Origin of the sequence: Micromonospora sp. DT43 (genome assembly GCF_049841645.1) — a bacterium.
In the GTDB taxonomy this organism is placed as follows: Bacteria; Actinomycetota; Actinomycetes; order Mycobacteriales; family Micromonosporaceae; genus Micromonospora.
The window spans coordinates 24,596-40,951 of the sequence record NZ_JBNCKR010000006.1; the positions used below are offsets into that span (position 1 = coordinate 24,596).

Consider the following 16,356-nt stretch of genomic DNA (forward strand, 5'->3'; position numbering starts at 1 on the left):
GGGTTGGCCCGGGTCAGCCCGACCGGCGGCGGTGCGCCCGGCTGGTGTCGGCGGGGCGGCCTGGGTCGACGTGGCGGGGCATGTCGGGTTCGTCGGGGCGCAGCGGGGCGAGGGTGTCGGTGAGCGCGTCGACGATCCGGTCGGTGGCCCGGCGGGCGGCGCCGGGGTTCGCGGCCGCCGTCTCGCCCAGGTCGACGGGCGCGCCGAAGTGCACCCGGATCACCGGGCGGCGCCACAGCGCGCGGGCGACGCCGCGCAGCATCCCCTTCGGCGCCCGGTAGGGCAGCACCTCGTGCGCGCCCCACTGGGCGACCGGGATGACGGGGGCGCCGCAGGCCAGCGCGAGTCGGGCGGCGCCGGTCTTGCCCCGTTCGGGCCACATGCCGGGGTCCAGGCCGATGCGCCCCTCGGGGTAGATGAGGATCACCGAGCCGGCCGCGACGGCGGTGGCGGCGTCGTCGAGGGCCCGGTGCACGGCGCTGGTGCCCCGGTCGACCCGGATGTGCCCGGCGTGGCGCATGGCGGCCCCGAGCACCGGGGCGCGGAACAGCCCGGCGGTCGCCATGATCCGCGGGGCGATGCCGCGGGTCTGGCAGGCGGCGACCATCACCACCGGGTCGAACGGGCTGATGTGGTTGGCGGCCAGCACCAGGGGACCGCGACGCAGGTGCGCGGGGACGTCGCCGGTGACCTCGAGGCGGGCGAGCAGACCGACCAGGGCGCGGGCCAGCAGGAGGGCGCCTCGCCAGATCAGCGGCGGCTGCCAGGGGGAGTGTGCGGTGTCCATCAGCGCGCCATCGTCGCACGCGGCGGGGTGATCGCGAGGTCGGGTCGGGGTGATCAGGGTCATGGCTCCGGGCGGTGTCGGGCCACCCGAGCGTCTACGACGAGCAGTAGTATTTACTACGTCTGGTAGTACGAATGGCAGGGGGTTCTCAGGTGGACGCGTTGGACGTTGCCCGCTGGCAGTTCGGTGTCACCACCGTCTACCACTTTCTCTTCGTGCCGTTGACCATCGGCCTCTCGGTGCTGGTGGCCATCCTGCAGACGATGTGGCACCGCACCGGCAACGAGCGCTACCTCAAGCTCACCAAGTTCTACGGCAAGCTCTTCCTGATCAACTTCGCCATGGGTGTGGTCACCGGCATCGTGCAGGAGTTCCAGTTCGGCATGAACTGGAGCGACTACTCCCGCTTCGTCGGCGACATCTTCGGCGCGCCCCTGGCCATCGAGGCGCTCGTCGCGTTCTTCCTCGAATCCACCTTCATCGGCCTGTGGATCTTCGGCTGGGACCGGTTGCCCAAGCGGGCGCACCTGGCCAGCATCTGGGCCGCCGCGATCGGCACCAACCTGTCCGCGTACTTCATCCTCGCGGCCAACTCGTTCATGCAGAACCCGGTCGGCTTCCGGATCAACCCGGACAGCGGACGCGCCGAGCTGACCGACTTCCCGGCGGTGCTGACCAACAAGGTCGCCCTGATCACCTTCCCGCACACCCTGGCCGGCTCCTTCCTGGTCGCCGGGTCGCTGATCGTCGCGGTCGGCCTCTATCACGTCATCCGCAACCGCGACTCCGCCGACGCCGGCGCGTACCGCTTCGCCACCAAGTTCGGCTCCTGGGTGGTCCTGGTCGCCTCCGCGGCCGTGCTGTTCACCGGCGACATCCAGGGCAAGATCATGACGGACGTGCAGCCGATGAAGATGGCCGCCGCCGAGGGCCTCTACACCACCGAGAGCCCCGCCTCGTTCTCCGTGCTCACCATCGGCAGCCTCGACGGCAGCCGCGAGGTGTTCGCCCTCAAGATCCCCTACCTGCTGTCGTACCTGGGCACCGGCGACCCGCACGGCACCGTGCACGGCATCAACGACCTGCAGGCCCAGTACGCCACCCAGTACGGCGCGGGCAGCTACACCCCGATCATCCCGGTCACCTACTGGAGTTTCCGCTTCATGGTCGCCTTCGGGCTGGCCGCCGGCGCGATCGCCCTGCTGGTGCTGTGGAGCCAGCGCAAGGGCCGCACTCCCCGCAGCACATGGCTGCTGCGCGCCGGGCTGGCCATGCCGGTGCTGCCGCTGCTGGCCAACTCCTTCGGCTGGATCTTCACCGAGATGGGCCGCCAGCCGTGGATCGTCTTCGGCGAGATGCTCACCCGCAACGGCGTGTCCCGCAGCGTCTCGCTGGCCGAGGTGCTCACCTCGTTCACCGCCTTCACGCTCATCTACGCCACCCTCGCCGTGATCGAGGTCAAGTTGCTGCTGCGCTACGCCAGGGCCGGCGTGCCCGACGTCAGCGAGGAGCACCCCATCGACGACACCCACGACGACGCCGAGCGCCCGCTCGCCTTCGCCTACTGATCCCGGAGCCCATCGTGGACCTGACCACCATCTGGTTTCTCCTCGTCGCCGTGCTGTTCACCGGGTACTTCATCCTGGAGGGCTTCGACTTCGGCGTCGGCATGCTGCTGCCCGTCCTCGGCCGCGACGACCGGGAACGCCGCGTCCTGATCAACACCATCGGCCCGGTCTGGGACGGCAACGAGGTGTGGCTGATCACCGCCGGCGGCGCCATGTTCGCCGCGTTCCCCGAGTGGTACGCCACCCTGTTCTCCGGCTTCTACCTGCCGCTGCTGCTGATCCTGCTGGCCCTCATCGCCCGGGGCGTGGCCTTCGAGTACCGGCACAAGCGTCCCGAGGCGTCCTGGAAGCGCCGCTGGGACGCGGCGATCGTGGTCGGCTCGGTGGTGCCGGCGATCCTGTGGGGCGTCGCCTTCGCCAACATCCTGCGCGGTGTGCCGCTGGACGCCGACCACGAGTACGTCGGCGGCCTGCTGGACCTGCTCAACCCGTACGCCCTGCTGGGTGGCGCGACCACCCTCGCGCTGTTCGCCACCCACGGCGCGGTGTTCCTGGCCCTGAAGACCACAGGCGACGTCCGCGAGCGCGCGGGCGCCCTCGCGGTGCGCCTGGGCGTCGGCGCCGCCGTGCTCGCGGTCGGGTTCCTCACCTGGACCTTGAGCATCCGCTCCAGCGCGGCCGCCGTCGTGCTCGCCGTCGGCGCGGCCCTCGCCCTGCTCGGCGCGCTGGCCGCCGCCCGGGTACGCCGGGAGGGCTGGGCGTTCACCGGCACCGCCGTGGCGATCGGCCTGGCCGTGGCGACCCTGTTCGCGGCGCTGTTCCCGAACGTGCTGCCGTCCACCCTGGACGCCGCGGGCACGCTGACGGCCACCAACGCGGCGTCCACCCCGTACACCCTGAAGATCATGACCTGGGTGGCGGTGATCTTCACCCCGGTCGTGCTGGGCTACCAGGCCTGGACGTACTGGGTGTTCCGCAAGCGCATCGGCGTGGCCAACATCCCCCAGCACTGAGCGACGGGTCGGCGGGAAGTCGCGGCGCTGGCAGGATCGTCCTCATGTGGAGCCGGGATCTCGACGTGCTGGTACCGATGTGGCAGGGCGCGGACGACCTCCGGGTGCGCGAGGGGCCGGCCGCGCTGGCGGCCCTCACCGCTCCGGGGGCGCGGCGGGTCACGGTGCCGGTCCCGGCCGGCGCAGCGCAGCGCGCGGGCGGCGTCCGGAACCGGGCCGCGGTCGTCGACGCCTACCGCGCACACCGAGACGTGCTCGCACGGCACCGTCCACGGCGGCTGCTGACCCTCGGCGGGGACTGCGCGGTGGAGGTCGCGTCGGTGGCCCACCTCGCGGGCCGGTACGCGCGACGGCTGTTCGTGCTGTGGATCGACGCGCACGCCGACCTCAACACACCCGCGAGCTCGCCGAGCGCGACGGCGCACGGCATGCCCCTGCGGCTGCTGCTCGACGACGACGCGCAGGACGCGCTGCCGACGCCCGCGTGTCTCTCGCCGAGGCAGGTGGCCCTGGTGGGGGTCCGGGATCTCGACCCGGCCGAGGTCGAGTACGTCCGCCGGCACGAGCTGACGGTGCTGGATGCCCCGACGCTGGACGCGCAGCCGACCCGGCTGGCCGCGCTGCCCCCGCCCGACGCCGCGGTGTACGTGCACCTCGACCTGGACGTGCTGGATCCGTCCGTGTTGCCGGCCGTGGCCGTTCCCGCCCCCGGCGGCCTGACCGCCGCCGCGCTGGCGCGGTCGCTGACCGCGCTGCGTGCCCGCCACGACGTGGTCGGCGTGGGGATCACCGAGTACGTTCCACAGCTCGCGCACGACCAGCAGGCGCTCATCGAGGTGCTGACCGCGTTCGGGCTCACCGACGCGCCTGCCTGAGCGCGCGCACCCGGACCCACGCGTGCCCATCCCGCTCCGCCGATCATGGACCTGTGGTGCCCGACATGCAACGCCGCCCCTCGCCACCCACCACTGCGTTCTCGCTAGGGTGTGCCGATGCCCGCCCCCGTGCACGTTCGTGAACTCGCCCTCGCCGACCTCGACGCCGCCTGGGAGTTGGGCCGCTTCGCGTTCGGCTCGACCGCGGAGCGCCCGGCGTCGACGAGCGTCGAGGTGCCCGGCATGACCCGCTACGGCGCGTTCGACGACAGCGGTCGGCTCGTCGGCAAGGCCGTCGACCTGAGCCACGACCAGTGGTGGTCGGGTCGGGCGGTGCCGGCCGCCGACGTCGGCGGGGTGGCGGTCGCCCCCGAGGCCCGGGGTCGGGGCGTGGCCCGCGCCCTGCTCACCGCCCTGCTGCGCGGCGCCCGGGAGCGCGGCGCGGCGGTCAGCGCCCTGTACCCGACCGTCGCCGCCCCGTACCGGGCCTGCGGGTGGGAGACCGCCGGTGTGCTGCGCACCGTCGACCTGACCACCGCCGCGCTGCCCCGGCACCGGCCCGCCGCGCACCTGACGGTCCGCGCCGGCACACTCGCCGACCTGCCCGCCGTCGCCGACCTCTACGAGCGCGTCACCCGGCACCGCAACGGCATGCTGACGCGCCGGGGTGAGCTGTTCGACCACTTCGCCGCCGACCGGGGTCTGCCCGGCGACGGGCTCACCCTCGTCGAGGCCGACGGCGACCTGGTCGGTTACGCCACCTGGCAGCGGGGCCGCGGCTACGGCGCGGACTCGGTGCTCACCGTCGACGAGGCCCTGGCCACCACCGCCGAGGCGGCCCGGGAACTCGTCGGGGTGCTCGCCAGTTGGGCCAGCGTCGCGCCGACGCTGCGACTGTGCCCCCTCGACGGTGACGCCGTGAGCACCGTCCTGCCGCTGGAGGCGGCACGTGACCACGAGCGGAGCCTGTGGATGCACCGGCCGGTGGACGTCGTCGCGGCGGTGGCCGCGCGCGGGTGGCCCGACCACGCCCGGGGTGTCGTCGACTTCACCCTCACCGACGCGCTCGCCGAATGGAACACCGGCACGTGGCGGCTGACAGTCGCCGACGGAGCCGCCGAGCTGACCCGGATCGACTCCGCCGCCGGCCTGCGGTTGGACGTACGCGGTTTCGCCATGCTGTACGCCGGGGCCGCCCGCGCCCGGTCGGTCGCCCAGGCGGGTCTGCTGCACACCACAGGTGTCGAGCCGGACGCCCTGGACCTGCTGGGCTGCGGCGGCCCGGCGCAGTTGCTCGACTACTTCTGACCGGCCGCCGCGCGGTCCGGCGGTGGCGTGCGGTCAGACCGGTGTCGCCGCCAGTTCGGCGTTCGCCCGCTGGGTGATCAGGGTGAGCACCCGGGCGGCGGCGCTGGCCTCGTCGGCCGGGATGTCCCCGTACAGCCGGGCGGTGATGCCCGCGACGGCGTCGGCGATGCGGGCCTGCGTGGCCCGACCGGAGTCGGTGAGCCGTACCGACGCCTCGTCGAGGTGCGCGAGGTCGGCGTCGACGAGGCTGGCGATCACCTCGCGCACGGCTGGTTCGTCGACCTTGAGGGTGCTGGTGATCCGGCGCACGAGGTGAGCCGGCTCGACGGGACCGGAGGCGAGGACGTTGAGGGCGAGGACCTGGCCGAAGCTGACGCCCAGGGGCGCGACGGCCCGTTCGAGCAGTGCCCGGGTGGCGTAGTGGGCCTGGCCGATGGCCTGGCCGGTGAGGGTGGGAGTGGTGGACATGACGCCTCCTGGAAACCATTGGCTGAACCAACGTTGGTGAGGCCAACGTAGCACGCTTCGTGGGTCGCGCCAACGATTCCTGTTAGGCTGCCGCCCATGGACGCCACCGCCCCGCAGTCACCCGCCGGGCTGCGCACCACACCGAGCTGGCTGCTCAACCAGACCGCCAGCCACGCCGGCCGGCTGCTCGCCGAGGGATTCGCCGCCCACCACCTGCGCGGCTACCACTACCGGCTGCTCGCCTCACTGGCCGAGGACGGCCCCGCCAGCCAGGCCGACCTCGGCCGCCGCTGCGGCATCGACCGCAGCGACGTCGTGGCCGCCGTCAACGACCTGGCCGGTCGGGGACTCGTCGTGCGCGCCCCCGACCCGGCCGACCGCCGCCGCAACGTCATCAGCCTCACCGACACCGGCACCGACGAGGCCCACCGGATGACCGACACCGTCACCCGCGTACAGGACGACCTGCTCGCCCCCCTGTCCACCGCCGAACGCGACCAGCTGACCCGACTGCTCACCCGGCTGCTGGACCACCACACCCGGCGCTGAACACCGCTCAGCGGGCCTCGCGCAGCTCCGCCAACCGGGCCTCGATCTCGGCCAGCTCCGCGCGCAGCTTCTCGGCCTGCTGCTCCGCCTCGGCCCGCTCGGTGCCGAGGATCTGCTCCACCGCCTCCTGCACACCGGGCACGTCGACAAGCGCCACCATCTTCAACGCCTCCGCCGGCTTCACCACGTACGGCTTGGCGAGGGCCTTACTGCCCTGCTGCGCGGCGACCGTCCACTCGCCGTCGGCGTACGCCAGCGTCACCGTGAGACCCGCGGGCCCCTTCGGCTTGACGGCCTTGACCGCCCGCCGCGCCGGCGTCGCCTTCTCCGCCTGCTCCACCTTCGGCTCCTCCTGTCGCTGCGCCGGCACCCGCGGCGTGTCCAACACGAACTCCGGCTCGGCCACCACCGGCGCCGCCGCCGGCTCCGGCTCCGCCTTCGGCTCCGCCACCCGACGACCCGCGCCCTTGGGCGCCACCGCCAGATCGGCGGGGGAGAACGGCAACTCGTCGCGGCCGAAACGCACCACCACGAACTCGTCGGACACCTGCGGGTCGGTCAGCTCGACGACCTGACCGACCTGACCGGCGATCTGCCCCGCCGACGCGGTGAACACCACCCGCGGCTTACGACCGGCCGCCAACGCCTCCCGGATGCTCTGCACCTCGTCAGTGGACAAACCCTGGCCGGCATCCATCACAACCCTCTTCCGTACACCTGTTTGATTGCTGTCTTGATACCAGCCGCCTGCGACACCCACCGCAAGGGGGTCAGGGCCTAGCCGCCCAACGCCCGCAGCGCCCGGTCCGCGTGGTCGTTCATGCTGACCTCACTATGGATCACCTCGATGACCCGCCGGTCCGCGCCGATGACGAACGTCATCCGCTTCGTGCTCAACGGCCCCAACGGCACCCGCCGCTTGACCCCGAACGCCTGCGCCACCGTCCCGTCGGGATCCGACAACAACGGATAGTCGAAACCGTGCAACGCCGAGAACTCCGCCTGCTTCGCCACCGGATCACGGCTGATGCCCACCCTTGAGGCGCCCAACGCCGTGAACTCCGCGCCCAGATCCCGGAAGTGACAGCTCTCCGCCGTGCACCCCCGGGTCATCGCCGCCGGATAGAAGAACAGCACCACCGGACCGGTCGCCAGGTACTCCGACAGCCGCCGCGGCGTGCCCGTCTCATCCGGCAGCTCGAAGTCCTCCACGACATCGCCGACACCCACACCCGCCACCGCGCACCTCCGTTGTCCGATCGAACGCGCGGTGAGCGTAAGCGATCACCCGAAGCGCCAACACCTCGTCGGCCCGCGCCGCATGTGACCCGCCTCTCGACGACCGACCCACGCCGGGCACGGTAACGTCGGCCCACCCCACCCGACAGTCCGGAGGCATTCGTGGCACCCGTCACCGTCATCACCGGAGGCGGTCGCGGCATCGGCGCGGCCACCGCCCGCCGACTCGCCACCGCCGGGCACCACCTCGCCCTGTGCTACCGCCGCGACGACACCGCCGCCCACACCGTCCTGGCCGACCTGCACGCGGCCGGCGCACAGGCCATCGCCGTGCGCGCCGACACGACCGACCCCGACCAGGTCGCCGCCCTGTTCGACGCCGCCGCGCAGCTCGGCCCCCTCACCGGGCTGGTCAACAACGCCGGCGTCACCAGCCCCATCGGCCCGTTCACCGAGCTGCGCGTCGACGACCTGCGCCGCGTCGTCGACGTCAACCTCATCGGGTACGTCCTCTGCGCCCAGCAGGCCGCCCGCCGCCTCACCGACGGCGGCGCCATCGTCAACGTGTCCTCGGCCGCCGCGACCCTCGGCAGCCCGGGGGAGTACGTCCACTACGCCGCCGTCAAGGCCGCCACCGACACCCTCACCGTCGGCCTGGCCAAGGAACTCGCCCCGCGCGGCATCCGCGTCAACGCCGTCGCCCCCGGCATCGTGCGCACCGACATCCACGCCGACTCCGGCGTACCCGACCGCGCCGACAGCGCCGCCGGCCGCATCCCGCTGGGTCGCGCCGGCGAGCCCGACGAGATCGCCGCCGCCATCGCCTGGCTGCTCGGCCCGGACGCCTCCTACGCCACCGGCACCGTCATGCGCGTCTCCGGCGGCCTGTGAGCCGGGGCGCGCACGACGCCCCGGCTCACACCCTCAGTGCGTGAACAGCTTCGCCGCCGTGATCACCGTCTGCACGACCCCGTAGCCGAGCAGCACCGCCACCACCAGCCAGGAAATCCACAACCGCGCCTGCTGCCCCTGCCGACCGTCGTCACTCATCGCGTACCACCCCTTACTGCCGCCTCGTCCTCGTCCACGCCCTGCTGCGCCGCCGGCTCGTGGTAACGCTCGGGCACCGGCCGCACCAGCAGGTTCGCCACGAAGCCCACCGCGAGGACGCCCACCATCGTGAACAGCGCCGGCCGGTACGCCGCCGCCGTCAACGTGCCCGGCTTGCCCTGCGCGTCGAGGAACCCGTTGACGATCAGCGGCCCGGCGATCCCCGCCGCCGACCACGCGGTCAGCAGCCGCCCGTGGATCGCACCCACCTGATACGTGCCGAACAGGTCCCGCAGATACGCCGGCACCGTGGCGAACCCACCGCCGTAGAACGACAGGATCACGCAGGCGAACAACACGAACAGCGCCGTCGCCGTCTGCCCGAACACGGCCAGCAACGCGTACATCACCATGCCCACACCCAGGTACACCAGGTAGATCGGCTTGCGGCCGATGACGTCCGACGTCGACGACCACACGAACCGGCCCGCCATGTTGAACAGCGACAGCAGACCCACGAACCCGCCGGCCGCCGCCACCGACACCGCCGACGTGCCGTTGTCCCGGAAGAAGTCCTGAATCATCGGGCTGGCCTGCTCCAGGATGCCGATACCGGCAGTCACGTTGCAGAACAGCACCACCCACAGCAGCCAGAACGAGCGGGTCTTCACCGCGTTGGCCGCCGACACGTTCGCCGTGGTGACCAGCGGCTTCGCCGCCACCGCCGCCGGGTCGAAGCCCGCCGGACGCCAGTCGTCGGCCGGCACCCGCACGTTCGCCACCCCGAACATCATGATCACGAAGTAGCCCAGGCCGAGCGTCACGAACAGCCACACCAACGCGCTGCCCGACGCCGTCGACCCCGCGTTCGACGGGTCGTAGGCGGGGTCGTAGAACGACAGCAGCTGCCGCGACAGGGGAGAGGCCACCATCGCGCCACCACCGAACCCCATGATCGCCAAACCGGTGGCCAGACCCGGCCGGTCCGGGAACCACTTGATCAGCGTCGAGACGGGGGAGATGTACCCGATGCCCAGACCGATGCCACCGAGCAGGCCATAGCCCAGATACAGCAGCCACAGCTGCTTCGTGGCGATGCCCAGCGACCCCACCAGGAAACCCGCCGCCCAGAAACAGGCCGACACGAACATGGCCTTACGCGGCCCGTTCGCCTCCACCCACGTCCCCGCCACCGCGGCGGACAACCCCAGCATCACGATCGCGATGCTGAAGATCACCCCGATCGCCGTCTGACCGGTGTCGAAGTGCGCGATCAACGAGTTCTTGTAGACGCTTGTGGCGTAGACCTGACCGATACAGAGATGGATGGCCAACGCCGCCGGGGGAATGAGCCACCGGCTGTAGCCGGGCGGCGCGACGGTGTGCCGACGATCGAGTGCGGAAAGCATGCGCTGCTTCCTCTCCGACGAGGACGTGAGACACCCTCCACATGCCCACACCCCACGCACGGGGCAAACCTCACCGTCGCCGGACGGTCCCTCCGGTGAGCTGAGCGGTCACTCAGCCCAGGTCCGGGGTGTGCCAGCCGCCCGCCAACGCGTCGGCGTCCGCCGGACCCCAACTGCCCCTGTCGTACGCCTGCACCGGCGACGACAGATCCAGGATCGGCTCGACGATCCGCCACTCCTGCCGAATCGTCTCCGCCCGCGCGAAACGCAGATGCTGCCCGTCCATCGCATCGTCGAGCAACCGCTCGTACGCCTCCTGACGGCGACCCAACGCCGCCCCGAAATCCACCGACAGGTCAACCGGACGGCTCGCCACCTCCGCACCCGGGCTCTTCGCCTGGATCGACATCGTGATGCCGTCCCCACGACCCAACCGGAACCGCAGCAGATTCGCCGACCCCGCCACCCCACCCGCGGCAGGGATCAACGGACGCTGCGGCTGCTTGAACTCGACCACCACCTCCGTCGCCGTCCCCGGCAACGACTTACCCGTCCGCAGATAGAACGGCACACCCGCCCACCGCGCAGAATCGACAGTCAACCGCGTCGCCACGAACGTCTCCGTGTTCGAATCCGGCGCGACACCCGGCTCGTCGCGGTAGCCCGCGTACTGCCCCCGCACCGTGAACTCCGGCGACAACGGCTCGATCTGCCGCAACACCGCCGCCTCCGCCTTCCGAAACGCGTCCGTGTCGTCACCCTCCGGCGCGTCCATCGCGATCAACGCGACCACCTGAAGAATGTGGTTCTGCAACACGTCACGAATCGCGCCCACCGTGTCGTAGAACCCGGCACGACCCTGCGTGCCGAACCCCTCGGCGAGAGTCACCTGCACGTTGTCGATGTGCTCGCTGTTCCACAACGGCTCGAACAACCGATTCGCGAACCGGAACGCGTACAGACCCTCCACCGCCTCCTTGCCCAGGTAGTGGTCGATCCGGAACACCCGCGTCGGATCGAAGGCCCCCCGCAACGTCGCATCCAACTCCGCGGACGACGCCAGGTCCCGCCCGAACGGCTTCTCCACGATCACCCGACCACGATCGGCCAGCCCGACCGCCGCCAACCCCCGCACCACCGAATCGAACACCATCGGCGGAATCGCCAGATAGAACACCGGCCGCTCCGCGTCGCGCAGACGCTCCGCCAGCCGCTGATACGTCACCGGGTCCGCGTAGTCTCCCGAGATCATCGACAGGTTGCCCGCCAGCGCGTCGAACGCCTCGTCATCCACCTCGTCACTCGCCTCGGCCACCGACTTACGGGCCGTCGCGACCAACTGCTGATCATCCCAGGGGGAGCGGGCCACCCCGATCACCGGAACATCGAGACGGCCACGGCGGGTCAACTCGTACAGCGCCGGAAAGAGCTTCTTCGAGACGAGATCGCCTGTCACGCCGAACAGCACTACCGCGTCTGAGCGCACGGCCATGGCACTTCCATCCGATCATGTGGAAACCTGATCTTCCGAACGGACAACCGCACGGCCCACTGGAAGAATTCCCCGGCAACGACGCACGTGAGGTCGGCGACAGCGACGGCGCACACCCTGAAAAGGCCCGCCGATCAGGCGTGACGCGGGCAACACCCAACCCGATCGACCATTCTCGATCATCCTATGGCTCGCAAACCCCGACGCTCCACCCCGTCCCGCCGATACGCCACGACCGAAGACGCCCAGCGACACTCCACGCGACAGGGGAGGACCCCGCAGTGAACCTGGCAGCCGACCGATCCACCACAGCCGGCCCCGAGGTGGTGTGCCTACCGATGTTCAGCATGACCCGCACCGCCACTGCCACCGCCTTCGGCCCCGCCCTCGCCGGCGCCGACCTGCGCGAGACGTACCTGGACCTACCCGGCCACGGCGACAGCCCGCCCGCCTGCCCACCCACCTCCCAGGCCCTGCTGGACACCGTCTGCGCCTGGCTCGACCACCACACCGACGCACCCGTCCTGCTGGCCGGCGCCTCCTACGGCGCCTACCTCGCCGCCGGCATCGCCCGCCAACGACCCGACCTCGTCCGCGGCCTCCTCCTCGTCTGCCCCGGCATCACCATCGCACCGGCCAGCCGCACCCTGCCCGACCACCGCCCACCCCCCGGACCCGCCGGCTGGCTCGACGACGCCCCCACCCCACTGCGCACCCACCTCGACACCGCGCTCGGCCACCGCACCCCGACAGTCGTCGCCACAGTCCTCGCCGCCCTGCGCTCCGGCGGCCCCGGCGACGACACCTTCCAACAAACCCTGCGCACAAGCCCCGGATACGCGCTCCCCGACGAAACCACCGACACCCCCTACGACGGCCCCGTCAGCGTGCTCACCGGCCGACAGGACCACATCGTCGGCTACACCGACCAGTTCCACGCCATGCGCCGCTACCCCCACGGCACCTACACCGTCCTCGACGAGGCCGGGCACTACCTGCCCTACGAACAACCGGCACTGCTACGCGCGCTCACCCAGAACTGGCTGCGCCGGGCGCGCTGACCCCACCCTCGCCACGGCACACCACGACGCAGTCCGTACGCCACAATGGCGAGCATGGCTGACCTCGACGACACGAAGGCCCCACTGCACTACTACCTGCGCAGAAACCGCGACGACCTCCTCTGGAAGCTCGACGGGCTGAGCGAACGCGAGGCCAGAACACCCCGCACCGCGACCGGCAACAACCTGCTCGGAATCGTCAAACACTGCCTCAACGTCGAAGCCGCCTACTTCGGGCCCACCTTCGGGCGCCACTTCCCGACGCCCGAGGAACTCGTCCCCGTGGAAGCGTTCGACGACGACCCGCAGGTCGACTGGTACGCCCGCGAGGACGAGACGAAGGACGGCCTGACCGACCTGTACCGCCGCGTCGCGGTGTTCGCCGACGAGACGATCGACCAGCTGCCGCTCGACGCGCCCGGACAGGTTCCCTGGTGGCGGCCCGGCCACCAGGACGTGACGCTGCACCGGGTCATCGCGCACGTGACCTGCGACATCGCCCGGCACGCCGGTCACGCCGACATCATGCGTGAGCAGCACGACGGCGCAATCGGTTGGCAGCGGGGGAGCGCCAGCGTCCCCGACAGCTACGACTGGTCGGCGTACGTCAGCAAACTGCGAAAGCTGGCCGACCACTTCGAATGACCACCTGCGATACGCCGCTCCGAGCTGGGGGAGCACGTAAGACACGGAGGCCCGCGACGGTATCCCTGTCTGGGGCAGGCAGAAATCCGCGATCGGCACGACGATGGGCTGGTGGTCACCAAAGGCGCGAACGATCTCGGCGGCTTCCTGCGTAGCCGACGCGAACGCCTGACGCCAGACGCCGCGGGTATCGAACCCGGCGCCACTCGCCGGCGAGTCCCGGGACTACGCAGGGAAGAACTGTCCGAACTCGCCGGGGTCAGCATCGGCTACTACACACGCCTGGAGCAGGGGGTCAGCGCCAGCGCGTCGGGCGCCGTCATCGACGCGCTGGCCGCGGCGTTGCAGCTCTCTCCGGCTGAGCACGAACATCTGCGGATCCTTGCTGCTCCGCGACGACCGACTCGTCCTCGTGCCCGCAGAAGCAAGCTCAGACACTCGATACGTGAACTGCTCGCCGCCATGCCCGGAACACCGGCGATCGTGATCGACCACCGCGCCGACGTCCTCGCGTGGAACCGCCTCGGACACGCCCTGCTGGCCGGCCATGTCGACGCCGACGCCCCGGACACGCGGATTCGACCGAACATCGCCCGAATGCTGTTCCTCGACCCGCACCACCGCGCGTTGTATTGCGACTGGCACGCCAAGGCACAGATCACCGTCGCGGCCCTGCACCAGGCGGTCGCGCGCCACCCAGCCGACCCGGAACTCGAACAACTCGTCGGCCAACTCACCGTCGACAGCCCGGAGTTCGCGCGAATGTGGGTACGGCGCCCCGTCCGAACATGCTCGTACCACCTACGAGAACTCGACCATCCTGTCATCGGGCGAGTGACCCTGGCCAACGAGACGGTCACCCTGCCCGACGATGACCAGCAGATCGGCCTGTTCTACGCGCGTCCCGGCACCTCCGACGCCGACGCGCTCACCCTGCTGGCGCAGAGCCTCGAACGACGCCTCGCACCAGAAACCCCGTCCCGGAAGGAGAGAACACGATGAGGATCGTCGCCGTCGGCGGCGCCGGCACCATCGGACGACGTGTGGTGCCCGCGCTGCGCTCGCGCGGCCACGACGTTGTCGTGGCCGGACGCACCTCAGGCGACGTCCACGTCGACCTGACCTCACACTCGACAATCGAGGCCATGTACCGCGAGGTCGGGCCGGTCGACAGCGTCGTGAGCATCGCAGCGCACGGCGCGCTCGACGAGTTCACGACGCTGACAACCGACGCGCTGCTGGAGAACATGCGAGCCAAGTTCTTCGGGCAGGCAGATCTGGTTCTCACCGGCCAGCACCACTGCGCCGACGGCGCCTCCTTCACCCTGACCTCCGGCATCTTCGCCGACCAGGCATGGCCGCACGTCACCGGCGGCGGCGTCATCAGCGGCGCCCTGCACAGCTTCGGCTTGTCAGCCGCGATCGAGCTACCGCGGGGAATGCGGATCAACGTGGTCAGCCCCACGATGATCGGCGACTCCCTCGACACCTTCGCCGAACAATTCCCCGGCATGCGTCCGGTGCCGATGGACGAACTCGTCGGCCACTACCTGCGCTGCGTCGAAGGTGACGACACCGGCCGCATCATCCGGGCGTACGGATGACCACGCGGGCGGCCGGTCGGGGAGTGTATGCGTGCACCGACCAGGCGAGCGGAAGTGCGACCAGGACCACTGCCTGGATCGCGAGCAACGCCGCGACGATGCCCCAACGGTCTGCCACCAGGCCGGCTCCCACGGCGACCAGCGCATACAGCACGCTTCCGAGCAGCGACCCGAGCGAACCCATCGTCGCGCGTTCCCGATCGGTGAACTCGCGCTGCAGCAACGTCTGCTGAGCGATTGTCGACATGCCGTAGGCCGGTGACCCCAGCAGCACGGGCGAGAACACCGTCGGCTTGACCAGCGCCGCGAAGTTCGCCACGTTGTCGAACAGCTCACCGAACAGCAGAGTGCGGGCCGCACCGACCCGGCCGATCACCCAACCACTGACCCGAAAGCCGACGAAGGCCACGCCATGGCCGAAGGTACGCCACAGGCCCAGAGCCCAGAGCGGCCACAGACCTGCCACGAAAACAGGCGACAACTGAGCCGCGCTTTCGCCGCTGTAGCGAAGCGCCGACACCAGAGTCATCCGGCGGAGCACCGGATTACGACGGATGCCGCGCAGGGCCGATCGGAGATGCACCAGCAGGTTCGATGCCAGCGGGCCGCGTACCCACGGTTCCCGGACCCGCAGGGCGACGAGCACGCACAGCACCTGTGGCACGACCGACAGCACGACCACCGCACGCAGCGACCACGCGCCGGCGACCACGCCACCGATGGCCGCCGCCAGCGCGAGCGCGAGCTGGAACATCGAGTTCACACGGCCCGAGTGCCGGGGGAACTCCTCCTCCCGGTTGGCTCCGAGCAGAGTGTCGTACAGGAGCGCGTCGTTGTTGCCGCTCCACAGCGAGGCCGCCAGTCCCTCCAGGACAACAGCTGCGACGAGCAGGCCGTAGCCGGAAGCGCCGGCGTACCCGAGGTGGGCGGCCACCATGACGACGGCACCGGCGATCATCGTGCCGCGACGCCCGAGCCGGTCGGAGAGCACGCCGGTGGGGACTTCGAACGCCGCGGAGGACAGCTTCTTCAGCGCCATCAGGCTTGCGGCGGTCGCGTACGAGCCGGTGACCTGCGCGAAGTAGATGATGATGATTGGCCCGTACAGGCGGAAGTCGCCGAGGAAGTTGAACCAGCCCAGCAGGCGAACGTTACGGCTGACGGTCTCGTCAGCATGGTTCGGAGCAGCCGGAGCTGACCCGAGCCGTCGAGTTCTTGTCCCGAACGGGGAAGTGATCAGGCGTCGGAGCATGAGAAGGACGCGGTGGGTGGAGGAACGACGAGCGGA

The 16,356-nt window shown here is 70.8% G+C and carries 18 protein-coding genes; 10 read left to right on the top strand and 8 right to left on the bottom strand.

All coding sequences use genetic code 11. From position 1 onward, the window contains the following. Positions 1–13 precede the first annotated feature (13 nt). Positions 14–787, bottom strand: coding sequence for a lysophospholipid acyltransferase family protein (locus tag ACLQ26_RS16285; protein WP_425745215.1), 774 nt, complete (start codon positions 785–787; stop codon positions 14–16). Between the two features lie 152 nt (positions 788–939). On the opposite strand from ACLQ26_RS16285, the gene ACLQ26_RS16290 reads away from it, so the two are divergent. From ACLQ26_RS16290 to ACLQ26_RS16305, 4 genes are all read left to right on the top strand, one after another. Then, positions 940–2,355, top strand: a complete 1,416-nt coding sequence (locus tag ACLQ26_RS16290; RefSeq protein ID WP_425745216.1) for a cytochrome ubiquinol oxidase subunit I — start codon at positions 940–942, stop codon at positions 2,353–2,355. A gap of 14 nt (positions 2,356–2,369) precedes the next feature. Beyond that, on the top strand, positions 2,370–3,368 hold the full coding sequence (gene cydB, locus ACLQ26_RS16295; RefSeq protein WP_425745217.1) for a cytochrome d ubiquinol oxidase subunit II: 999 nt from the start codon (positions 2,370–2,372) through the stop codon (positions 3,366–3,368). Positions 3,369–3,412: 44 nt separating this feature from the next. Continuing rightward, positions 3,413–4,243 (top strand): arginase family protein, encoded by an 831-nt coding sequence (locus tag ACLQ26_RS16300; protein ID WP_425745218.1) that lies wholly within the window; start codon positions 3,413–3,415, stop codon positions 4,241–4,243. Positions 4,244–4,360: 117 nt separating this feature from the next. Then, positions 4,361–5,551, top strand: coding sequence for a GNAT family N-acetyltransferase (locus ACLQ26_RS16305; RefSeq protein ID WP_425745219.1), 1,191 nt, complete (start codon positions 4,361–4,363; stop codon positions 5,549–5,551). Between the two features lie 33 nt (positions 5,552–5,584). On the opposite strand, the gene ACLQ26_RS16310 is transcribed toward ACLQ26_RS16305, so the two are convergent. Further along, positions 5,585–6,019 (bottom strand): hypothetical protein, encoded by a 435-nt coding sequence (locus ACLQ26_RS16310; protein WP_425745220.1) that lies wholly within the window; start codon positions 6,017–6,019, stop codon positions 5,585–5,587. Between the two features lie 96 nt (positions 6,020–6,115). On the opposite strand from ACLQ26_RS16310, the gene ACLQ26_RS16315 reads away from it, so the two are divergent. Beyond that, positions 6,116–6,568, top strand: coding sequence for a MarR family winged helix-turn-helix transcriptional regulator (locus ACLQ26_RS16315; protein ID WP_425745221.1), 453 nt, complete (start codon positions 6,116–6,118; stop codon positions 6,566–6,568). A 7-nt stretch (positions 6,569–6,575) separates the two neighbouring features. Here ACLQ26_RS16315 and ACLQ26_RS16320 read toward each other — a convergent pair whose 3' ends face one another. Both ACLQ26_RS16320 and ACLQ26_RS16325 read right to left on the bottom strand, forming a co-directional pair. Then, positions 6,576–7,265, bottom strand: coding sequence for a hypothetical protein (locus ACLQ26_RS16320; RefSeq protein WP_425745222.1), 690 nt, complete (start codon positions 7,263–7,265; stop codon positions 6,576–6,578). Between the two features lie 80 nt (positions 7,266–7,345). Continuing rightward, a complete protein-coding gene (locus ACLQ26_RS16325) occupies positions 7,346–7,807 on the bottom strand; it encodes a peroxiredoxin (RefSeq protein ID WP_425745223.1) in 462 nt (153 codons plus the stop codon). Between the two features lie 162 nt (positions 7,808–7,969). Here ACLQ26_RS16325 and ACLQ26_RS16330 point away from each other — a divergent pair, with 162 nt between their 5' ends. Beyond that, positions 7,970–8,698, top strand: coding sequence for an SDR family oxidoreductase (locus tag ACLQ26_RS16330; RefSeq protein WP_425745224.1), 729 nt, complete (start codon positions 7,970–7,972; stop codon positions 8,696–8,698). Between the two features lie 33 nt (positions 8,699–8,731). Here ACLQ26_RS16330 and ACLQ26_RS16335 read toward each other — a convergent pair whose 3' ends face one another. From ACLQ26_RS16335 to zwf, 3 genes are all read right to left on the bottom strand, one after another. Continuing rightward, complete coding sequence (locus tag ACLQ26_RS16335; RefSeq protein ID WP_363685853.1) at positions 8,732–8,857, bottom strand: MFS transporter small subunit; 126 nt, start codon at positions 8,855–8,857, stop codon at positions 8,732–8,734. Continuing rightward, positions 8,854–10,266 (bottom strand): OFA family MFS transporter, encoded by a 1,413-nt coding sequence (locus ACLQ26_RS16340; protein WP_425745225.1) that lies wholly within the window; start codon positions 10,264–10,266, stop codon positions 8,854–8,856. Before ACLQ26_RS16340 ends, ACLQ26_RS16335 begins: the two co-directional genes overlap by 4 nt. 112 nt (positions 10,267–10,378) lie before the next feature. Further along, positions 10,379–11,758, bottom strand: a complete 1,380-nt coding sequence (zwf, locus tag ACLQ26_RS16345) for a glucose-6-phosphate dehydrogenase (RefSeq protein ID WP_425745226.1) — start codon at positions 11,756–11,758, stop codon at positions 10,379–10,381. A gap of 281 nt (positions 11,759–12,039) precedes the next feature. Here zwf and ACLQ26_RS16350 point away from each other — a divergent pair, with 281 nt between their 5' ends. The 4 genes from ACLQ26_RS16350 (at position 12,040) to ACLQ26_RS16365 (ending at position 15,068) form a co-directional block, all read left to right on the top strand. After that, positions 12,040–12,819 carry an alpha/beta fold hydrolase gene (locus ACLQ26_RS16350; RefSeq protein ID WP_425745227.1) on the top strand — a complete coding sequence of 260 codons (780 nt, stop codon included), beginning with the start codon at positions 12,040–12,042 and terminating at the stop codon, positions 12,817–12,819. A gap of 54 nt (positions 12,820–12,873) precedes the next feature. Then, a complete protein-coding gene (locus ACLQ26_RS16355; protein ID WP_425745228.1) occupies positions 12,874–13,464 on the top strand; it encodes a DinB family protein in 591 nt (196 codons plus the stop codon). 111 nt (positions 13,465–13,575) lie between these two features. Further along, positions 13,576–14,466, top strand: a complete 891-nt coding sequence (locus ACLQ26_RS16360) for a helix-turn-helix transcriptional regulator (protein ID WP_425745229.1) — start codon at positions 13,576–13,578, stop codon at positions 14,464–14,466. Beyond that, a complete protein-coding gene (locus ACLQ26_RS16365) occupies positions 14,463–15,068 on the top strand; it encodes a short chain dehydrogenase (protein ID WP_425745230.1) in 606 nt (201 codons plus the stop codon). The genes ACLQ26_RS16360 and ACLQ26_RS16365 overlap by 4 nt, the downstream gene beginning before the upstream one ends. Here ACLQ26_RS16365 and ACLQ26_RS16370 read toward each other — a convergent pair. Continuing rightward, positions 15,049–16,320, bottom strand: a complete 1,272-nt coding sequence (locus ACLQ26_RS16370) for an MFS transporter (protein ID WP_425745231.1) — start codon at positions 16,318–16,320, stop codon at positions 15,049–15,051. The two genes, ACLQ26_RS16365 and ACLQ26_RS16370, sit on opposite strands and share 20 nt — an antisense overlap. Between the last annotated feature and the right edge of the window lie 36 nt (positions 16,321–16,356).

Bases quoted from the DNA above. Each gene is read 5' to 3' on its own strand.
- ACLQ26_RS16355 (WP_425745228.1), top strand. From the start codon at position 12,874: ATGGCTGACCTCGACGACACGAAGGCCCCACTGCACTACTACCTGCGC.
- ACLQ26_RS16315 (WP_425745221.1), top strand. From the start codon at position 6,116: ATGGACGCCACCGCCCCGCAGTCACCCGCCGGGCTGCGCACCACACCG.
- zwf (WP_425745226.1), bottom strand. From the start codon at position 11,758: ATGGCCGTGCGCTCAGACGCGGTAGTGCTGTTCGGCGTGACAGGCGAT.
- ACLQ26_RS16340 (WP_425745225.1), bottom strand. From the start codon at position 10,266: ATGCTTTCCGCACTCGATCGTCGGCACACCGTCGCGCCGCCCGGCTAC.
- ACLQ26_RS16365 (WP_425745230.1), top strand. From the start codon at position 14,463: ATGAGGATCGTCGCCGTCGGCGGCGCCGGCACCATCGGACGACGTGTG.
- ACLQ26_RS16320 (WP_425745222.1), bottom strand. From the start codon at position 7,265: ATGGATGCCGGCCAGGGTTTGTCCACTGACGAGGTGCAGAGCATCCGG.
- ACLQ26_RS16335 (WP_363685853.1), bottom strand. From the start codon at position 8,857: ATGAGTGACGACGGTCGGCAGGGGCAGCAGGCGCGGTTGTGGATTTCC.
- ACLQ26_RS16310 (WP_425745220.1), bottom strand. From the start codon at position 6,019: ATGTCCACCACTCCCACCCTCACCGGCCAGGCCATCGGCCAGGCCCAC.
- ACLQ26_RS16370 (WP_425745231.1), bottom strand. From the start codon at position 16,320: ATGCTCCGACGCCTGATCACTTCCCCGTTCGGGACAAGAACTCGACGG.
- ACLQ26_RS16285 (WP_425745215.1), bottom strand. From the start codon at position 787: ATGGACACCGCACACTCCCCCTGGCAGCCGCCGCTGATCTGGCGAGGC.
- ACLQ26_RS16300 (WP_425745218.1), top strand. From the start codon at position 3,413: ATGTGGAGCCGGGATCTCGACGTGCTGGTACCGATGTGGCAGGGCGCG.
- ACLQ26_RS16305 (WP_425745219.1), top strand. From the start codon at position 4,361: ATGCCCGCCCCCGTGCACGTTCGTGAACTCGCCCTCGCCGACCTCGAC.